Here is a 16,849-nt window from a genome sequence, read left to right on the forward strand (position 1 = left end):
AACAACTACAAAGGCGGATCAGCATGGCCGGACTGGACAAGCGCGTAGCAACCTATGAACAGGCTCTCGAAGGCCTGACCGACGACATGACGGTACTGGCCGGCGGCTTCGGCCTGTGTGGCATCCCCGAGAACCTCATCGCCGAGATCAAGCGCCGCGGGGTCAAGGGCCTGACGGTGGTCTCCAACAACTGCGGCGTCGACGGCTTCGGCCTGGGCGTGCTGCTCGAAGACCGGCAGATCCGCAAGATGGTGGCCTCCTATGTCGGCGAGAACGCCGAGTTCGAGCGCCAGTTGCTCAGCGGCGAGCTGGAAGTGGAGCTCACCCCCCAAGGCACCCTGGCCGAGAAGATGCGCGCCGGCGGTGCCGGTATCCCGGCCTTCTACACCGCCACGGGCTACGGCACCCCGGTCGCCGAAGGCAAAGAGGTGCGTGAGTTCAACGGCCGCAAGTACATCCTCGAAGAATCCATCACCGGCGACTTCGCCATCGTCAAGGGCTGGAAGGCCGACCACTACGGCAACGTGGTGTACCGCAACACCGCCCAGAACTTCAATCCGCTGGCCGCCACCGCCGGCAAGATCACCGTGGTCGAGGTCGAGGAAATCGTCGAGCCGGGCGTGCTGCTGCCCAGCGAGATCCACACGCCGGGAATCTTCGTCGACCGGGTCATCGTCGGCACCTTCGAGAAGCGCATCGAGAAGCGCACCGTCAAGGCCTGAGCGCCGTCCACAGAACAACAAAGAGATCCTGACCATGGCACTGACCCGCGAACAGATGGCTCAACGCGTCGCCCGTGAACTGAAGGACGGCTACTACGTCAACCTCGGCATCGGCATCCCCACCCTGGTGGCCAACTATGTGCCCGCCGACATGGACGTGATGCTGCAATCGGAGAACGGCCTGCTCGGCATGGGCGAGTTCCCCACCGAGAGCACCCTCGACCCCGACATGATCAACGCCGGCAAGCAAACCGTGACCGCCCGCCGTGGCGCGTCGATCTTCGATTCGGCGCAATCCTTCGCCATGATCCGTGGCGGCCATGTCGACCTCACCGTACTGGGTGCCTTCGAGGTGGACGTGGAGGGCAACATCGCCTCCTGGATGATCCCCGGCAAGCTGGTCAAGGGCATGGGTGGCGCCATGGACCTGGTGGCCGGCGCCGAAAACATCATCGTCACCATGACCCACGCCTCCAAGGACGGCGAGTCCAAGCTCCTGCCACGTTGCAGCCTGCCGCTGACGGGCGCTGGCTGCATCCGCAAGGTGCTTACCGACCTTGCCTACCTCGAGATCGAGAACGGCGCCTTCATCCTGCGCGAGACCGCGCCCGGGGTGAGCGTCCAGGAGATCGTCGAGAAAACCGCCGGCAAGCTGATCGTGCCGGACGATGTGAAAGAGATGACGTTCTAACGCTATTGCTTTACCTCCCCCCTGTGAGGGCGGGCCAGTTGTAGGGGCGGGCTTGCCCGCGAATGCGCCGGTACATTCACCAACGTATTCGCGGGCAAGCCCGCTCCCACGGCAAGCCCGCGCCTACAGGGGTTTTGCGTTGATAAACAAGCAACATCCACCAATAAGACCAAAAAAGGAAAACACTCGTGGCCGCTGAAATCCAAGACAGCCGCTCCGCCCGCTTCGCCCTGCGCTGCTCCAACTGGGCCGAACGCTGGTTCCCCGACTCCTGGGTGTTCGCCGCCCTGGCCGTGATGCTGGTGTGCCTGGGGGCCCTGGCCATGGGCGCCAAGCCCACCGACACCGCCAAGGCCTTTGGTGACGGCTTCTGGAGCCTGATCCCGTTCACCATGCAGATGGCCTTCGTGGTCATTGGCGGCTATGTGGTCGCAAGCTCGCCGCCTGCTGCGCGCCTGATCGACCGCCTCGCGCGCCTGCCCAAGAACGGCCGCTCGGCGGTGTGCTGGGTGGCGCTGATCTCGATGCTCGCCTCCTTGCTCAACTGGGGCCTTTCGCTGGTGTTCGGCGGCCTGCTGGTGCGTGCCCTGGCCCGTCGCACGGACCTGAAGATGGACTACCGCGCCGCTGGCGCTGCTGCCTACCTGGGCCTGGGTGCCGTGTGGGCGCTTGGCCTGTCGTCGTCGGCTGCACAGTTGCAGGCCAACCCGGCCAGCCTGCCGCCGTCGATCCTGTCGATCACCGGCGTCATTCCGTTCACCGAGACCATCTTCCTCTGGCAGTCCGGGGTGATGCTGGCCGCGCTGGTGATCGTCTCGCTGGTCGTCGCCTACGCCACCGCGCCCGGACCGAACAGTGCGCGCAGCGCCCAGGACTGTGGTGTCGATCCGACCTTCACCGCCCCACCTGCGCCGCAGCGCACCCGCCCCGGCGAGTGGCTGGAGCACAGCCCGATCCTGATCCTGCTGCTGGTGGCCCTGGCGGCCGGCTGGCTGTACCAGGAGTTCGCCACCAAGCCTGCGATCACCGCCATCTCCGGGCTGAACACCTACAACCTGCTGTTCATCATGCTGGGCGCCTTGCTCCACTGGCGTCCGCGCAGCTTCCTCGACGCCGTGGCCCGTGCGGTGCCGACCACCACCGGCGTGCTGATCCAGTTCCCGCTGTACGGCTCGATCGCCGCCATCCTCACCCAGGTCAAGGGCGCCGACGCACAGACCCTGGCGCACCACATCTCGGTGTTCTTCACCCAGATCGCCACCCATGACACCTATGCCTTGCTGATGGGCGTGTATTCGGCGGTGCTGGGCTTCTTCATTCCGTCTGGCGGCGGCAAGTGGATCATCGAAGCGCCCTACGTGATGCTGGTGGCCAACGACCTGCAGTACCACCTGGGCTGGGCGGTGCAGATCTACAACGCCGCCGAGGCGCTGCCGAACCTGATCAACCCTTTCTACATGCTGCCGTTGCTGGGTGTGCTGGGCCTGAAGGCGCGTGACCTGATCGGCTTCTCCTTCGTGCAACTGCTGGTGCACGTGCCCCTGGTGCTGGTGCTGCTCTGGGCGCTGGGCACCACCTTGCAGTACGTGCCGCCAGTGATGCCGTAGCCGCGTCATCGCGCACTACCGCGCTTGCGGTCCGCAATGGCCCGCAAGCGCTGCCCGCCGCTCGACGTCCTTGTATGTCGATCCGTGAAAAAAGCGTAATTTTCCCCCGTCTCCCTTCGTTTTCCTGAGAGCTGCCCTGCGTCCAGGCGGACCGGGCCATCATCACCCCAAGGAGACAGGCAATGACTTCCGTTTTCGACCGCGACGACATCGTGTTCCAGGTTGTGATCAATCACGAGGAACAGTACTCGATCTGGCCCGACTACAAGGCGATCCCCAACGGCTGGCGCGCCGCAGGCAAGAGTGGCCTGAAGAAAGACTGCCTGGCCTACATCGATGAAGTGTGGACCGACATGCGCCCCCTGAGCCTGCGCCAGAAGATGGCCGAAGCTGCGGTGCAGTAAGGCGTGACTGCACTCAACCTGCTATGCCTGCCGTACTCGGGCGCCAGTGCCATGGTCTACAGCCGCTGGCGGCGCAAGCTGCCGGCCTGGTTGCAGGTGCGCCCGGTGGAGTTGCCCGGGCGCGGCGCGCGCCTGGGCGAGCCGCTGCAAACCGACATGCAGGCACTGGCCCGGCAACTGGCCAGCGAGCAACGCCTGGCGGCGAGCACGCCCTATGCGCTGCTCGGGCACAGCCTGGGCGCGCTGCTCGCCTTCGAGCTGGCCCACGAGCTGCAAGCCTTGGGTTGCAAGGCGCCGGTCGCACTGTTTGCCTGCGGCACGGCGGCACCGACCCGACGTGAGGACTACGACGGCAAGGGCTGGCGCGAAGCCAAGACCGATGCCGAGCTGATCGACGAGCTGCGCCAGTTGCAGGGCACCCCCGAGGAGGTGCTGGCCAACGAAGAGCTCATGGGCCTGACCTTGCCGATTCTGCGCGCCGATTTCCTCATGTGCGGCCGCTACGACTATCGCCAACGCGCGCCGTTGCACTGCCCGCTGCATGTTTTGGGCGGCGAGGCCGACCGCGCCAGCGAAGAGCAACTGCTGGCCTGGCGTCGCGAAAGCCTGGGCGATTTCTCGCTGGAGGTCTTCCCCGGCGGGCACTTCTTCATCCATGAGCACGAAGACCGGGTGCTGAGCCTGCTGGCCGCCTCTCTGGAACCTCATCGACTTTCGGCATGATTGACGTAGGCCTTTGCCTGGGGGAGGCTGGGGGCTTTCCCACAGGACAAGGGTTGTCCCCATGCTGATCGATCCCCGCCAGGCCACGCTGCTGGTCGTCGATATCCAGGAACGCCTCATCGGTGCCATGAGCGACCCCGAGGGCACCCGCGCGCGGGCCCGCGGGTTGCTCGCCGCCACCGCCGAACTCGAACTGCCCACGGTGATTTCCGAGCAGTACCCCAAGGGCCTGGGCGCGACCCTGGCCGAACTCAAGGCCGCGGCTACAGGGGCCGAGATCGTCGAAAAGCTGCACTTTTCCTGCGTGGCCGCCGAATGCCTGCCCGCCAGCCTGCTGGCGCGCGAGCAGGTGATCGTCTGTGGCATGGAAACCCACGTCTGCGTGCTGCAGACAGTGCTTGGCCTGCTGGGCCTGGGCAAGCAGGTGTTCGTGGTCGAGGACGTCTGCGACAGCCGCACCCCGGCAAACAAGGCGGCAGGCCTTGCGCGCATGCGCGACGCCGGGGCGCAGATCGTCACCCGCGAGATGGTGCTGTTCGAACTGCTGGGCAGTGCCAGCCACCCGTTGTTCCGCCATATCAGCAAGACCTACATCGTCGGTGACCCATCCTGAACCCGCGGCTGCTGGGCGCTGGGCTGATGCTGTTGGCCCTGCTGCAAGGCTGTGCCGGGCGCCGCGAGGAGGCGCCCGAAGTCGACCCTGCCCAGGTCCGCGCCCAGCTCATGCGCCTGCTGCCTGCCTCGGTCAAGGACCGCCAGGGCTGGGCCGAGGACATCCAGGTCGCGTTCACCGCCCAGGGCATCGCGCCCAGCCGTAGCAACCTGTGCGCGGTGCTGGCGGTGACCGAGCAGGAGTCCACCTTCACCGCCGACCCCCAGGTGCCCAACCTGGGCCGCATCGCCCGCGAGGAAATCGACCGTCGCGCCGCGCGTCTGCACATCCCCAGGCTACTGGTCGATGGCGCCCTGGCGACGCCTTCGGCGAACGGCCAGAGCTACCAGCAGCGCCTGCTGGCGGTACGCAGCGAGAAGCAGCTCAGCGCCCTGTTCGATGATTTCATCGCCGGCTTGCCGCTGGGCGACAAGTTGCTCGGTGGGCTCAACCCGGTGCGTACCGGCGGGCCGATGCAGGTCAGCATCGACTTTGCCGAACGCCATGCCAAGGACTATCCCTACCAGCGCCAGGGCACGATTCGCCAGGAGGTATTCAGCCGTCGCGGCGGCCTGTACTTCGGCATCGCTCACTTGTTGGGCTATCCCGCGAACTATGAGCGGCCGCTGTACCGCTTCGCCGACTTCAACGCAGGCTGGTACGCCAGCCGCAACGCGGCATTCCAGGCGGCGCTGAACCGCGTGACGGGTGCAGAGTTGGCCCTGGACGGCGACCTGATCGCGCCGGGTGCGATCCTGCCAGGCACTACCGAGCGCGCGGCGCGCAGCCTTGGGGTGAAGCTGGGGCTGCGCAATCCACAGATTCGCAGCCAGCTGGAATTGGAGAACAGCCTGGCGCTCGAGGACAGCGCCTTGTACCGCGGCGTATTTGCCCTCGCTGACGCCAAGGCGGGCAAGCCACTGCCACGTGCGGTGCTGCCGGGGATCGTGCTCAAGAGCCCGAAGATCACCCGCAAGCTGACCACGGCGTGGTTTGCGGGGAGGGTGGACGAGCGCTACCAGCGCTGTATGACGCGTTGACCGACGCAAGCTGCAGGGGCCGCAACGCAGCCCCTGCAAGGCTCAGGCAGGCTGGGCTGCCAGGCTGTTGCTGACGTTACGCCCCAGTACCAGCACGGTGACGAATCCGCAACCGACCAGCGCCGTGGCCAGGCTCAGCAGCACCGAGCTGCCCAGCTGGTCGACGATCCGCCCACCGAAGAACGAGCCCAGTGCGATGATCACCTGGAACATGGCCACGAACAGCGGCATGCCGCGTTCGACATCCTTGGGCGCGACCACGAACATCCAGATGCTGGCACAGGCCGGGAAGGCACCGAAGGCAAAGCCCCACAGTGCGATCAGCATCACCGCGCCGGTCATGCCGGTGGCGAAGTAAGGGAACAGTGCGGTGCTGATGCCGATCAGCAAGGCCACCAGCAGCAGGGTGTAGCGCACGCTGCGGTTGGCGGCGAAGCCGGCGAACAGGTTGCCGATGACGCCCGCGACGCCGTAGAGCAGCAACAGCGAGCCGATGGTTGCGCCGTCGAAGCCCGAGCTTTGCTTGAAGAACGGTGCGACATAGGTGTACGCGGCAAAGTGCGCCAGGCCAATCAGCAAGACCGCGATCAGGCCGACCCGTGCCAGCGGATTGATGAACAGCGCCGGCAGGTCACTGATGCGGATGGCCTTGTCGGGATTGAGCCGTGGCAGCAGGAAGACCTGCGCGAGCAGCACCGGCACACCCAGCAGGGCGGTCACCAGGAAGGTCATGCGCCAGCCCATCAGGCCGCTGAGCCAGGTGCCGACCGGCACGCCCAGCACCGTGGCCAGGGTGACCCCGACCATGATGATCGAAGTCGCCTGGGCCACGCCCACCCCCTTGGGCGCCAGGCGCCCGCTCAGGGCAATGGCCGTGGCCCAGAAGCCACCGATGCTGATACCCAGCAGCACGCGGCCGAACAGCAGCAGGCTGAAGTCGCTGGCATAGGCCACCACCGAGTTGGCGATGATCATGATCAGCGTCAGGCCGATCAGCAGGTAGCGGCGGTCCATGGCACCGATGCCCACCGACAGCAGCGGAGCGGCGAGGGCGGCCATGATACCGGGCAGGGTGACCATCAGGCCGGCTTGCCCGGCACTGATGCCCAGGTCGCTGGCCACATCGTTGAGAACGCCTACCGGGAGGAATTCACTGGTCACCAGGGCGAAGGCGCCCACGGCGACCGAGAGAATCGCCAGCCACTGCTGTTTGACGCTCTGTTGGTTATGTTCAAGAAGGCCATCGGGGGCCTGATTGACGCTTGGCATGGTACGGATTCCAAGTGTTGTCGCCTGGAGCAGGCGCAGGAGGCGGGAAAATAGGAGGGCGATTATAGAAGTGGGTTCCGAAAGGCCTATAGGCAGGCCGTTCGATAGTAATCATCAGTGTGATCGATGGATCGCTCGGCTCACCTCATCCAGCGCGGCATTCCCAATCGCCCCTTCACTGAGTACACTTGCGACATGTTCTTATTTGCATTTAATAATCTTTTTCGGGGAGGGGCGTGATGTCCACCGTTGTAGCTGGCGGCGCGGCGCACATGGGTTTGGAAACACTGTACCGCGAGCACAGCGGCTGGCTGCACGGCTGGTTGCGTCAGCGCATGAATAACGCCGCCGATGCTGCGGACTTGGCCCAGGACACGTTCATCCGGGTGTTGCTGGCGCGCAGTGCAGGCATGCTCAACGAGCCACGGCATTATCTGGCGACCATCGCTCGCGGCCTGGTCATCGATCTCTACCGGCGTCGCAGCCTGGAAAGCGCCTACCTCCAAGCCTTGGCGCAACAGCCCGAGCACTATGCGCCCAGCGCCGAAACCCGTGCTGCCGTGCTGGAAACATTGGTGGCCATCGATCGTATGCTCGATGGTCTCGGCGAGCGCACGCGGGCGATCTTCCTGGCCGTACAGCTTGACGGCCTGAGCTACGAAAAAGCCGCCGCCCGGCTGGGTGTTTCGGTCAGCACCGTGCGCAAGCACCTGGCCCGTGGGTTGATGCATTGCTTGCTGATCGACGACGCATGAAGGCCATTCTAGCCGATGCTGTGAACTGGTATGTGCGCCTGCACGACAGCGACGTCGATGAAGCCACCCGCGTCCAATGGCAAGCCTGGTACGCCGCCGACAACCGTCATGCCGAAGCCTGGGCACGCCTGGAGCAATTGCAGTACCGCCTGGGCAACGCCCCTCGTGGTGCGGCGCAGACGCTGCAGACCGCACGCTGGGATCGACGTTCCGCGGTGAAGGCCCTGGCGCTGCTGCTCGGGGTCGGGGCGGTGGGGTGGCAGGGCTATCGGGTCTCGCCCTGGCGTGCCGATTACTGGACTCGGGTGGGGGAGCGGCGGCAATTGACGCTTGCCGACGGTACGCGGCTGGACCTCAACACTGACAGCCGGGTGGACGTCGTGTTCGACGCCGGGCAGCGCCTGATTCAACTGCGCCAGGGCGAGATTCTGGTGGACACTGCCCAGGATCCGCGTCCGCTCAGCGTGTGCACCGCCGAAGGTGACATCCTGGCCCTTGGCGCCCGCTTCAGCGTGCGCCAGGACGCTGGCGTAAGTCATGTCACGGTGGCCACCCAGGCCGTGGAGGTGCAAGCCAAGCGCATGTCGCAACGGCTGCGCATCGATACCGGCTACAGCCTGAGCTTCACTGCCGACAGTTTCGGGCCGCTGCGACCGATGGAGCCCGATGCCCAGGCCTGGGTCCAGGGCATGCTGGTCAGCGTCGATTGGCGCTTGGGTGATGTGGTGCAGGCCTTGGCCCGCTACCGGCCTGGTTATCTCGGCTGCTCGAAGGAGGTCGCCGGGCTGCGCTTGTCCGGCGCCTTCAACCTCGATGACACCAACGTTGCGCTGGCCAGCCTGGAAGACGCCTTGCCGATCCGCGTCCGACGCATGACCGACTACTGGGTGCGCCTGGAGCCCTCCGGGCTGGGGTAAGCGGGTCATAGGCGTTGCCCGAATTTTTTTTGCCTCGGGGTAACAGATTTCTTTTGCTGGCTCGGCCCTTGAGGGAGCGCGCATCTGGCGCGCCCATGCCAACCAGATCAGGAACCCCAATCTCATGTCCGCACGCCGTTCCTCGCTAGCCAGCAGCATTCGCCAGGCGACCCTCGCGCTGAGCCTGTGCAGCGCCGCACTGGCGACTTCGACCGCCTGGGCTGCCCCACAGCACTACGATATTCCCGCTGGCAGCCTGGCCGCTGCGATCAGCCAGTTCGCCGCGGCCAGCGGCGTGACCATCAGCTTCAGCCACGAAGAGGCGGATGGCCTGCGGTCATCGGGGCTGCACGGAAGCTTTGAGCTGGAGCAGGGTTTCGCCCACTTGCTGCAAGGTACCGGATTACGGATCCAGCAGATGGGCGAGAAGCGCTACGTGCTGAGCAAGGCGCCAGCCGAAGGCACGGTGGAACTGGGGGCCACCAGCATCGATGCCACGGGGCTGGGCAGCACGACCGAGGGTACTGGCAGCTATGCGACGGGCTCGGCGAGCACCGCGACCGGCCTGCGCCTGTCGGCACGCGAGACGCCCCAGTCCATCAGTGTGGTCACCCGCCAGCGGATCGAAGACCAGAACCTGACGGACGTTGCCCAGGTGCTTGAACAGACCCCTGGTGTGGTCGTCGACAGCATGGGGCCGGCCGGTAGTGACGGCAACAACATTTATGTCCGTGGTTTCCAGGTGGGCAGCTACCAGGTCGACGGCGTCAATCGGCCTGACAGCTACGGTTTTCGTGACGACCTGGCCGATATGGTGAGCTACGACCGCGTCGAGGTGGTTCGCGGCGCCACGGGGCTGATGTCAGGTACCGGTGATCCGGGCGCTACCATCAACCTGATTCGCAAGAAACCGACGCTGCAGACCCAGCGCAAACTGACGCTCAAGGCCGGTTCCTGGGACAACTATCGCACCGAGCTGGACGTGTCCGGGAAGCTGTCCGAAAGCGGCCATGTCCGTGGGCGCTTCGTGGCGTCGACCACCGACAGCCGAAGCCATATCGACCGCCAATCGCTGGAGCGCCAGGTGGCCTACGGCGTGGTGGAGTGGGATGTCACCGACAGCACGATGCTGACCGTAGGCGCCGAATACCAGGAGATGGACAACGACGGCGCGGGCAACCATGGCTTCCCGATGTTCAATAGCGATGGCAGCCACTTCAAGCCTTCGCGCTCGTTCAACTCGGCGTCCGACTGGAGCTATCACAAGCGCCGCACGAAAACCCTGTTCACCACCCTGGAGCACCAGTTGGACAACGGCTGGCAGCTGAAACTGAACGCCGAGCACAGCCGCCGCAGCTATGACGACGCCTTCGCCACCGCCGCCAACGGCACCGTAAACCCCGACGGCAGCGGCATCAGTACCTGGACCGGCCGTTGGGCGGGGGACCCCCGGCAGACGTCGTTCGATCTCTCTGCCTCTGGCCCCTTCGAGTTGCTGTCGCGCGAGCACCAGGCGTATGTGGGCGCCAGTCATTACCGGGCGTATTACCGCAATGACGGTTATCCGCTCTGGTCTTTCCAGACCATCGACAACATCCATACCTGGGACGGCTCGCTGGCGGTTCCGGATGCCATCCACACCAAGTCGTCGCGCGATGCGCTGGACGAAACCCAGGATGGCCTGGTGGCTTCGGTGCGCTGGAGCCTGGCCGATGACCTGTCGCTGATTACCGGTGCGCGGGTGATCGACTGGAAACGTGACGAAGCCAACACCAACCTCTCGAGCGGGGCGACCCGCCGGACCTCGCGCAGCGAAACCGGCGTCGTCACGCCATACATCGGGCTGGTGTACGACCTGGCCGAGAACTGGTCGGCCTACGCCAGCTACACCACTATCTTCAAGCCGCAGAACAGCAAGGATGTGGGCGGCAACTACCTCGACCCGCTCGAAGGCGTGAACTACGAGCTGGGTATAAAGAGTGAGTTCTTCGACAAGCGCCTGACCACCGCGCTCAGCGTTTTCGAAGTGCACCAGGATAATCTCGCCGTGGCCGACGGCAGCAACCTTGCCCCGGATGGCAACCAGGCTTACCGCGCCGAGTCCGGCACCAAGACCCGTGGTTTCGAAATGGAAATGACGGGGGAGATCCTGCCTGACTGGCAAGTCTCCGCGAGCTACACCTACGCGGTGAGCAAGAACGCCGATGGCGATCGCCTGCTCACCGAAGTACCGCGCGATACCCTCAAGCTGTTCACCAGCTATCGCCTGCAGTCGCTGCCGCAGTTGAAGGTTGGCGGGGGAGTGCGCTGGCAGGGCATGGAGTACTACAAGGACGCCGGGCCCAACAACGAGACCTTCACCCAAGGCGCCTACAGCATCGTCGACGTAATGGCGCAATACGCCTTCACGCCGCAGACCAGCGTGTCCTTGAACCTCAATAACCTGTTCGACGAGAAGTACTACACCGCGATCGGCTCGCGGGGCTGGTATGGCACGCCGCGCAGCGCAACGGCCACGCTGGTGTATGCGTTCTGATATGACCCCTTGAGGCAACCGATGCTGATCCGCGTGATCATCTGGCGCACTGCCTCACGCAGTTGACCTGCTGACCTGAGCGCCCCGCCTTGCCGGGCGTTCGGGCAGTACGGCGGCCTGCAACTGACGCCCTGCGGGATGCTCGAACGACAGCTCACCCTCCACGGCCCGATCTTCGACGATGCGCCCTGCGTCAAGCACCACAACCCGCTGGCAGAAGTACCGCACCAGGCTCAGGTCATGGCTGATCAGCAGGAAAGCCGTGCCGTTGTCGCGACGCAGTGTGTCGAGCCGTTGCAGCAGTTGCAGCTGCAGCACGCGATCCAGGTTCGAAAGCGCCTCGTCGAGCACCACCAGCTTTGGCGAGATTGCCAGCGCCCGGGCGATGTTGGCGCGCTGTAGCTGGCCGCCGCTCAGTTGCTGTGGCAAGCGCTCGGCATGCTCGGCGTGCAGGCCCATCTGCTCCAGCAGCTCGATGGCCCGCAGGCGTTGGGCTGCCTCACTCAGATCGCTCAGGTGCCGCAGTGGCTCGGCAATGCTCCAACCGATGCTGCGCTGTGGATTGAATGCCCCCGGCGCGTCCTGGAACACCAACTGCACGGTCCGCTGGAAGGCTCGTGCCTGTTCGCCGCGCAGTTGGCTTACCGCTTGCCCGGCGAAGGTGACCTGCCCCTGGCTCGGAGTTTCGAGCCCGAGCAGCAGGCGGGCGAGGGTGCTTTTGCCACTGCCGCTGCAGCCCAGCAAACCAATGGATTCGCCCGCTTGAAGTTGCAGGTCGATACCGTCGAGCACCTGCAGCCAGCCGCGTTTGCGCAGCAAGCCGCCGGTGCGGTAGCGGTGGCTCAGTTGCTGGACATGCAGCAGGCTCATGCTTGGCTCCCGCAGAGGATTCGATGGGCTTCGAGCAAGGTGCGAGCAGTGTCGCTGGCAGGGCGTTCGAACAGTGCATGCACGGCTTGGCGCTCGACGATGTGGCCGGCATCCATCACCGCTACCTGATCGGCGCAGCGCGCCACCACCCCCATGTCATGGGTCACCAGCAGCACCCCGAGGCCATGCCGTCCAACCAGCTCCATCAGCACGTCGAGAAAGCGTGCCTGGCTTACCGCGTCGAGATCGCTGGTGGGCTCGTCGGCCAGCAGGAACGGAGTTTCGGCCATCAGCGCCAAGGCGATCATCATGCGCTGCAGCATGCCGCCGCTGAGCTGGAAGGCGAACGCTTGCAGCACGCGGGCGTGATCCGTCAGGCCCACGGCCGCCAGGCAGTCGGCCATGCGCTCGCGTGCGGCGGCGCCGGTGATACCGTGCTGGCGAAGGGTTTCGAGCCCGTGGCTGGCCATGCTGCTTACCGGGTTGAAGGCACTGCGCGGGTTCTGCAGCACCAGGCCGGCCAGGCGGCCACGCACCTGGGCGGCGCTCACCGGTTGGCCGTCGAGCAGCAACTGGCCCTGGGTACGCACAAGACCGGCAGGCAACAGGTCGAGCATGCCCAGGCAGCTCAGGGATTTGCCCGAACCACTGGCCCCGACCAGAGCGCAGATCTCGCCGCGGCGCAACTGCAGGTCGACGCCATGCACCAGCAAACCGGCGTGGGACGCTATGCGCAGGTCCTGGATTTCGAGGGTCGCTGGCATCATCTAGTGGTGCTCCCGGGGCGGGTCGAGGCGGTCGCGCAGCGCGTCGCCCAGCAGGTTGAAGGCCATCACCGAGAAGAAGATCATCAGCCCCGGCAACAGCAGCAGGTGGGGGTGGCTCCAGATGAACTCCTTGGCATCGTTGATCATCACGCCCCACTCGGCCGTAGGCGGTGCCACACCCAGGCCGAGAAACGACAGGCCCGAGACGTGCAGCATCATGTGGCCGATGTCCATGGTCGCCAGTACCAGCAGGGGGCCTGCGATGTTCGGCAGCACGTGCTGGCGCAGGCGGGTGCTGCGCGAGGCACCGGCCAGGCGCGAGGCCAGCACGTATTCACGACCACGCTGGGCAATCACCATGCCGCGCACCATGCGCGCATACCACGCCCAATGGGACAACGCGATGGCGATGATCACGTTGGTCAGGCCGGTACCGAGCAGCGTGACGAAGAAGAACGCCAGCACCAGGGTCGGAAAGGTCATGAACATGTCGCACAGGCGCATCAGCAGCAGGTCGGTGCGCCCGCCGACAAAGCCCGCGAGGCCTCCCACGGCGAGCCCGAGCGCCAGTACCAGGGCCAGGGTCAACATCACGCTGCCCAGCGACAGGCGGGTACCGACGATCAAGCGCGACAGCAGGTCGCGGCCCAGGTGATCGGTGCCCAGCCAGTGGCTGGCATCGGGTGGCATGAGGCGCTGGCCGAGGTCGACCAGATCGGGGTCGTGCGGAGTCAGCCATTGGCCGAACAGGGCCAGTACCGCCAGCAGGCCAACCAGCACCAGGCCCAGGACCAGCCCCGCATGGCCGGGCACGGCCGGCCGACGAATTGCCCAGAGCGTACTCATGCGCGTGCGCCCTCCAGCCGGCTGCGTGGGTCGAGCCAGGCGTAGCACACGTCCACGACCAGGTTGCAGAGCATCAACAGGCCGGTCAGCAGCAGGGTGAAGCACTGCATCACCGGAAAATCGCGGTTAAGCACCGCCGAGACGGCAAAGCGCCCCACGCCGGGCCAGGCGAAGATGGTCTCGATCACCAGTGCACCGCCGATCAGTTCGCCCACGTGCATGCCGGTGGCGGTGACGAACGGCAGCCAGGCGTTGCGCAGCACGTGGTCGCGCCACACCCGGCGTTCGGCCAGGCCGCGGGCGCGGGCGTAGGTGACATGGCGCTGGCCGCTGGCTTCGAGCAGGCTGGCGCGCAGCAGGCGAGCATTGATCGACATCGACATCAGGGCAATGGCCAGTACTGGCATCACCAGGTGCCCGGCGCCCCCTCGACCGAGCGGCGGCAGCCAGCCCAGCGACAGCGAGAACAGTGCGATCAACAGGAATGCCAGCCAGAAATTGGGCATCGACACGCCCAGGAAGGTCACCGCCCGGACTGCATGGTCGGGCCAGCGACCCTGCCAGCGCGCGGCCATGAGCCCCAGCGGGATCGACAGCAACAACGTGCAGGCCAGCGCCAGTCCGCCCAGTTGAAGGGTCGCCGGCAGGTAGTACAACAGGTCGTCCAGTACCGGTCGGCCGGTCAGGTAGGAAACACCGAAATCCAGGTGCAACGCCTTCCACAGCCAGTTCAGGTACTGCTCGTACAAGGGCCGATCCAGGCCCAGGGCATGGCGCACTTCGGCAATGGCCGCATCTGTCGGCGGGATGTGCGACAGGCGCAGGTAATCCAGAGCCGGGTCCGTGCTGCCCAGGTGCAGCAACACGAACACCAGCAGCGACACACCGAGCATCACCGGGGCCAGCAATACCAGGCGCAGCAGAATGTAGCGCAGCATGTCAGTGGGCCTGCTTGGGGGTCATGGCCTCGAAGGGCACATCGAACAAGGTGCTGCCGAATTCGACGTGATCGACCGAATCGCGGTGCACGCTGATGGCGGTGAGGTGGGATATGGGCAAGTACACCGCCTGCTCGTGCAGGGTGGTCAGGATGAAGCGGTACTGCTCGGCGCGTTGTTGCTCGTCGGTGCTGGCCAGCACCTGGCCGATGCGCCGGTCCAGTTCATCCTTCATCGCAAGCCCCCGCTGGGCCATGTAGTCGGCGTGGCCGGCATAACGCATGGAGCTGACGAACGAATGCGGATCATACGGGGCGCCCCAGGTGTCGGCGAAGATCATGTCAAAGTCACCCTCGCGCTGGCGCCGCACCAGGGCGCCTTCTTCAACGGCCCGCAACTCGACATGGATACCGACCTTGGCCAACTCGCCCTGCAGGACTTCAGCCAGGCTTTTCTGCAAGGCACTGGTGCCGAGGAACACCAGCTCGATCGACAGCGGCTCACCGCCCTTGCTGCGCACGCTGGCACCGGGAGCCAGTGTCCAGCCTGCGGACTCCAGCGCCTGCCTGGCCTGTGCAGGGTCGTATGGATAAGGTTTCAGGCCGATGTCCGAGTACGGCATGTTGCTGGCGAACAGGGTGTCAGCCCGCGGTTCCAGGCCGTAGAGGATCTTGTCGATGATCGCCTGCTTGTCCACCGCCTCGTTGATCGCCTGGCGCACCGCCAGGTCGCGCGTGGCGCCACGGCCGGTGTTCATGGCCAGCGTGCGGGTAGCCAACGGCGTCGACAGGGCAGGGGCGTAGCCTTGGTCGCGCAGGCGCACGAAGGTGGCGGCGCTGATCTCGCCGGCGGCACCCTGGATCAGCTCGATTTCACCGGCCTCCAAGGCCAAGGCGCGGCTGTTGGGGTCGGGGATGACCTTCACCATGACTTCGCCGTAGGCCGGTTGCGGCCCCCAGTAGAAAGGGTTGCGCACGAAGCGGTCGAACTCGCCCAGGCGCGACTCGACCCGCATCCAGGGCCCGGTCCCGACTGGCTGGCCGGGCTTGGCTGCAGGGGCGCCGAAGCGCATCGGGCGGACCTGGGCCAGTTCCATCAGCGTCGGGTAGTAAGGGTGCTTGAGCACCAGGCGCAAGGTCAGGTGATCGGGGGCCTCGACATGGTCGAGGGTGCTGACCAGCTCCATCCAGCGGTGGCGTTGGCTGTTGGCCAGGACCGCATCCAGGTTGGCCTTGGCGGCCGCGGCATCGAACGGCGTACCGTCGCTGAAACGCACGCCGTCGCGCAAGGTGAAGGTGTAGGTCTTGCCGTCCTCGGACACTTTCCAGCCCGTCGCCAGCCACGGCTCGACGGTGCCCGCGTGGGTGTAGCGCACCAGCGGTTCGTAGACCATGGCCTGGGCGTACATTTGATTCGGCGCATATCCGCGCGGGTCAATGGGGCCGGCGTTGACCGGCCAGGAGTACACCAGTGTCTGACCCGGCGCCGTGGGGGCGGCGGCCTGCGCGAAGGCGCTCATCGCGAGAAGAACAATGCCCCACAGGGCAGGCTTTCGTTTGCCAGGCTGCTGCTTCACACTGCGTCCCCCACTTCGATGGAGGCCGTAGGCTAAAGAGCGGTGGGTATGATGTCTATAAAAAATCATCTTACTGGAAGTGAAAATGCAACGGATCACCATCACTCTGGATGAAGAGCTGCTCGGTCTGATCGATCGACGGGTTGAAACGCAGGGCTATCAAGGGCGTTCGGAGGCCATCCGCGACCTGCTGCGCAACGGCCTGCGCGAAGCCGAAGCCTTGCCGGAAGATGACCCATGCGTGGCGGTGGTCAGCTACCTGTATGACCACACCACGCGTGAGCTTCCCAAGCGCCTCAACCAGACGTTGCACGCGCATCACGACCTGACTCGCTCGACGCTGCACGTACACCTGGATGCAGGACATTGCCTGGAGGTTTCGGTGCTTCAGGGCCCCAGTGGTCGTATCGGCGAGTTGTCGCGTCAATTGATGGTCGAGCGCGGGGTGGAGCATGGACAGGTGCAAGTGATACCGGCGCCACTGCCCCCTGCAACGACGCGATGAATGCGTCGAGCTGACTCATCCCTTCTGCGCT

17 protein-coding genes are annotated in these 16,849 nt (G+C 65.4%); 11 read left to right on the forward strand and 6 right to left on the reverse strand.

Going from position 1 to position 16,849, the window contains the following annotated elements; all coding sequences use genetic code 11:
- Positions 1–23: 23 nt before the first annotated feature.
- From ACNFHO_RS13330 to ACNFHO_RS13360, 7 genes are all read left to right on the forward strand, one after another.
- A complete protein-coding gene (locus tag ACNFHO_RS13330; protein ID WP_054893208.1) occupies positions 24–722 on the forward strand; it encodes a CoA transferase subunit A in 699 nt (232 codons plus the stop codon).
- A gap of 34 nt (positions 723–756) precedes the next feature.
- Complete coding sequence (locus ACNFHO_RS13335; protein ID WP_054893209.1) at positions 757–1,413, forward strand: CoA transferase subunit B; 657 nt, start codon at positions 757–759, stop codon at positions 1,411–1,413.
- A gap of 188 nt (positions 1,414–1,601) precedes the next feature.
- On the forward strand, positions 1,602–3,020 hold the full coding sequence (locus tag ACNFHO_RS13340) for a short-chain fatty acid transporter (RefSeq protein ID WP_054893210.1): 1,419 nt from the start codon (positions 1,602–1,604) through the stop codon (positions 3,018–3,020).
- A 182-nt stretch (positions 3,021–3,202) separates the two neighbouring features.
- On the forward strand, positions 3,203–3,424 hold the full coding sequence (locus ACNFHO_RS13345; protein ID WP_054893211.1) for an MbtH family protein: 222 nt from the start codon (positions 3,203–3,205) through the stop codon (positions 3,422–3,424).
- A 3-nt stretch (positions 3,425–3,427) separates the two neighbouring features.
- On the forward strand, positions 3,428–4,147 hold the full coding sequence (locus ACNFHO_RS13350) for a thioesterase II family protein (RefSeq protein WP_054893212.1): 720 nt from the start codon (positions 3,428–3,430) through the stop codon (positions 4,145–4,147).
- A 61-nt stretch (positions 4,148–4,208) separates the two neighbouring features.
- On the forward strand, positions 4,209–4,760 hold the full coding sequence (locus ACNFHO_RS13355) for a hydrolase (RefSeq protein ID WP_416766628.1): 552 nt from the start codon (positions 4,209–4,211) through the stop codon (positions 4,758–4,760).
- Between the two features lie 26 nt (positions 4,761–4,786).
- Positions 4,787–5,839 (forward strand): DUF1615 domain-containing protein, encoded by a 1,053-nt coding sequence (locus tag ACNFHO_RS13360; protein ID WP_416766629.1) that lies wholly within the window; start codon positions 4,787–4,789, stop codon positions 5,837–5,839.
- A 42-nt stretch (positions 5,840–5,881) separates the two neighbouring features.
- Here the strand turns inward: ACNFHO_RS13360 and ACNFHO_RS13365 are convergent, their stop codons facing one another.
- Positions 5,882–7,108, reverse strand: a complete 1,227-nt coding sequence (locus ACNFHO_RS13365) for an MFS transporter (protein ID WP_063544401.1) — start codon at positions 7,106–7,108, stop codon at positions 5,882–5,884.
- A gap of 239 nt (positions 7,109–7,347) precedes the next feature.
- On the opposite strand from ACNFHO_RS13365, the gene ACNFHO_RS13370 reads away from it, so the two are divergent.
- From ACNFHO_RS13370 to ACNFHO_RS13380, 3 genes are all read left to right on the forward strand, one after another.
- Positions 7,348–7,863, forward strand: coding sequence for a sigma-70 family RNA polymerase sigma factor (locus ACNFHO_RS13370; RefSeq protein WP_112897982.1), 516 nt, complete (start codon positions 7,348–7,350; stop codon positions 7,861–7,863).
- Positions 7,860–8,780, forward strand: a complete 921-nt coding sequence (locus tag ACNFHO_RS13375; protein WP_414155284.1) for a FecR domain-containing protein — start codon at positions 7,860–7,862, stop codon at positions 8,778–8,780. The genes ACNFHO_RS13370 and ACNFHO_RS13375 overlap by 4 nt, the downstream gene beginning before the upstream one ends.
- 124 nt (positions 8,781–8,904) lie before the next feature.
- A complete protein-coding gene (locus tag ACNFHO_RS13380) occupies positions 8,905–11,316 on the forward strand; it encodes a TonB-dependent siderophore receptor (protein WP_416766630.1) in 2,412 nt (803 codons plus the stop codon).
- 54 nt (positions 11,317–11,370) lie between these two features.
- Here ACNFHO_RS13380 and nikE read toward each other — a convergent pair whose 3' ends face one another.
- From nikE to nikA, 5 genes are read right to left on the reverse strand one after another with little or no spacing between them, the layout of a single operon-like run.
- Positions 11,371–12,186, reverse strand: coding sequence for a nickel import ATP-binding protein NikE (gene nikE / locus ACNFHO_RS13385; RefSeq protein WP_416766631.1), 816 nt, complete (start codon positions 12,184–12,186; stop codon positions 11,371–11,373).
- Complete coding sequence (gene nikD / locus ACNFHO_RS13390) at positions 12,183–12,953, reverse strand: nickel import ATP-binding protein NikD (protein ID WP_416766632.1); 771 nt, start codon at positions 12,951–12,953, stop codon at positions 12,183–12,185. Before nikD ends, nikE begins: the two co-directional genes overlap by 4 nt.
- On the reverse strand, positions 12,954–13,799 hold the full coding sequence (nikC, locus tag ACNFHO_RS13395; RefSeq protein WP_416766633.1) for a nickel ABC transporter permease subunit NikC: 846 nt from the start codon (positions 13,797–13,799) through the stop codon (positions 12,954–12,956). It lies immediately after the preceding gene.
- Positions 13,796–14,737 carry a nickel ABC transporter permease subunit NikB gene (gene nikB / locus ACNFHO_RS13400; RefSeq protein WP_416766634.1) on the reverse strand — a complete coding sequence of 314 codons (942 nt, stop codon included), beginning with the start codon at positions 14,735–14,737 and terminating at the stop codon, positions 13,796–13,798. The genes nikC and nikB overlap by 4 nt, the downstream gene beginning before the upstream one ends.
- 1 nt (position 14,738) lies before the next feature.
- A complete protein-coding gene (gene nikA / locus ACNFHO_RS13405) occupies positions 14,739–16,256 on the reverse strand; it encodes a nickel ABC transporter substrate-binding protein (RefSeq protein ID WP_416766635.1) in 1,518 nt (505 codons plus the stop codon).
- Positions 16,257–16,398: 142 nt separating this feature from the next.
- On the opposite strand from nikA, the gene nikR reads away from it, so the two are divergent.
- On the forward strand, positions 16,399–16,818 hold the full coding sequence (gene nikR / locus ACNFHO_RS13410) for a nickel-responsive transcriptional regulator NikR (protein ID WP_063544420.1): 420 nt from the start codon (positions 16,399–16,401) through the stop codon (positions 16,816–16,818).
- Positions 16,819–16,849: the final 31 nt, after the last annotated feature.

The organism is Pseudomonas sp. NY15374 (genome assembly GCF_048068255.1).
GTDB lineage: Bacteria > Pseudomonadota > Gammaproteobacteria > Pseudomonadales > Pseudomonadaceae > Aquipseudomonas > Aquipseudomonas machongensis.

Coding starts and splice junctions, on each gene's coding strand:
- ACNFHO_RS13370 (WP_112897982.1), top strand. CDS start 7,348: ATGTCCACCGTTGTAGCTGGCGGCGCGGCGCACATGGGTTTGGAAACA.
- nikA (WP_416766635.1), bottom strand. CDS start 16,256: ATGAGCGCCTTCGCGCAGGCCGCCGCCCCCACGGCGCCGGGTCAGACA.
- ACNFHO_RS13380 (WP_416766630.1), top strand. CDS start 8,905: ATGTCCGCACGCCGTTCCTCGCTAGCCAGCAGCATTCGCCAGGCGACC.
- nikD (WP_416766632.1), bottom strand. CDS start 12,953: ATGATGCCAGCGACCCTCGAAATCCAGGACCTGCGCATAGCGTCCCAC.
- ACNFHO_RS13330 (WP_054893208.1), top strand. CDS start 24: ATGGCCGGACTGGACAAGCGCGTAGCAACCTATGAACAGGCTCTCGAA.
- ACNFHO_RS13335 (WP_054893209.1), top strand. CDS start 757: ATGGCACTGACCCGCGAACAGATGGCTCAACGCGTCGCCCGTGAACTG.
- ACNFHO_RS13345 (WP_054893211.1), top strand. CDS start 3,203: ATGACTTCCGTTTTCGACCGCGACGACATCGTGTTCCAGGTTGTGATC.
- ACNFHO_RS13375 (WP_414155284.1), top strand. CDS start 7,860: ATGAAGGCCATTCTAGCCGATGCTGTGAACTGGTATGTGCGCCTGCAC.
- nikE (WP_416766631.1), bottom strand. CDS start 12,186: ATGAGCCTGCTGCATGTCCAGCAACTGAGCCACCGCTACCGCACCGGC.
- ACNFHO_RS13355 (WP_416766628.1), top strand. CDS start 4,209: ATGCTGATCGATCCCCGCCAGGCCACGCTGCTGGTCGTCGATATCCAG.
- ACNFHO_RS13365 (WP_063544401.1), bottom strand. CDS start 7,108: ATGCCAAGCGTCAATCAGGCCCCCGATGGCCTTCTTGAACATAACCAA.
- ACNFHO_RS13360 (WP_416766629.1), top strand. CDS start 4,787: ATGCTGTTGGCCCTGCTGCAAGGCTGTGCCGGGCGCCGCGAGGAGGCG.
- nikR (WP_063544420.1), top strand. CDS start 16,399: ATGCAACGGATCACCATCACTCTGGATGAAGAGCTGCTCGGTCTGATC.
- nikC (WP_416766633.1), bottom strand. CDS start 13,799: ATGAGTACGCTCTGGGCAATTCGTCGGCCGGCCGTGCCCGGCCATGCG.
- nikB (WP_416766634.1), bottom strand. CDS start 14,737: ATGCTGCGCTACATTCTGCTGCGCCTGGTATTGCTGGCCCCGGTGATG.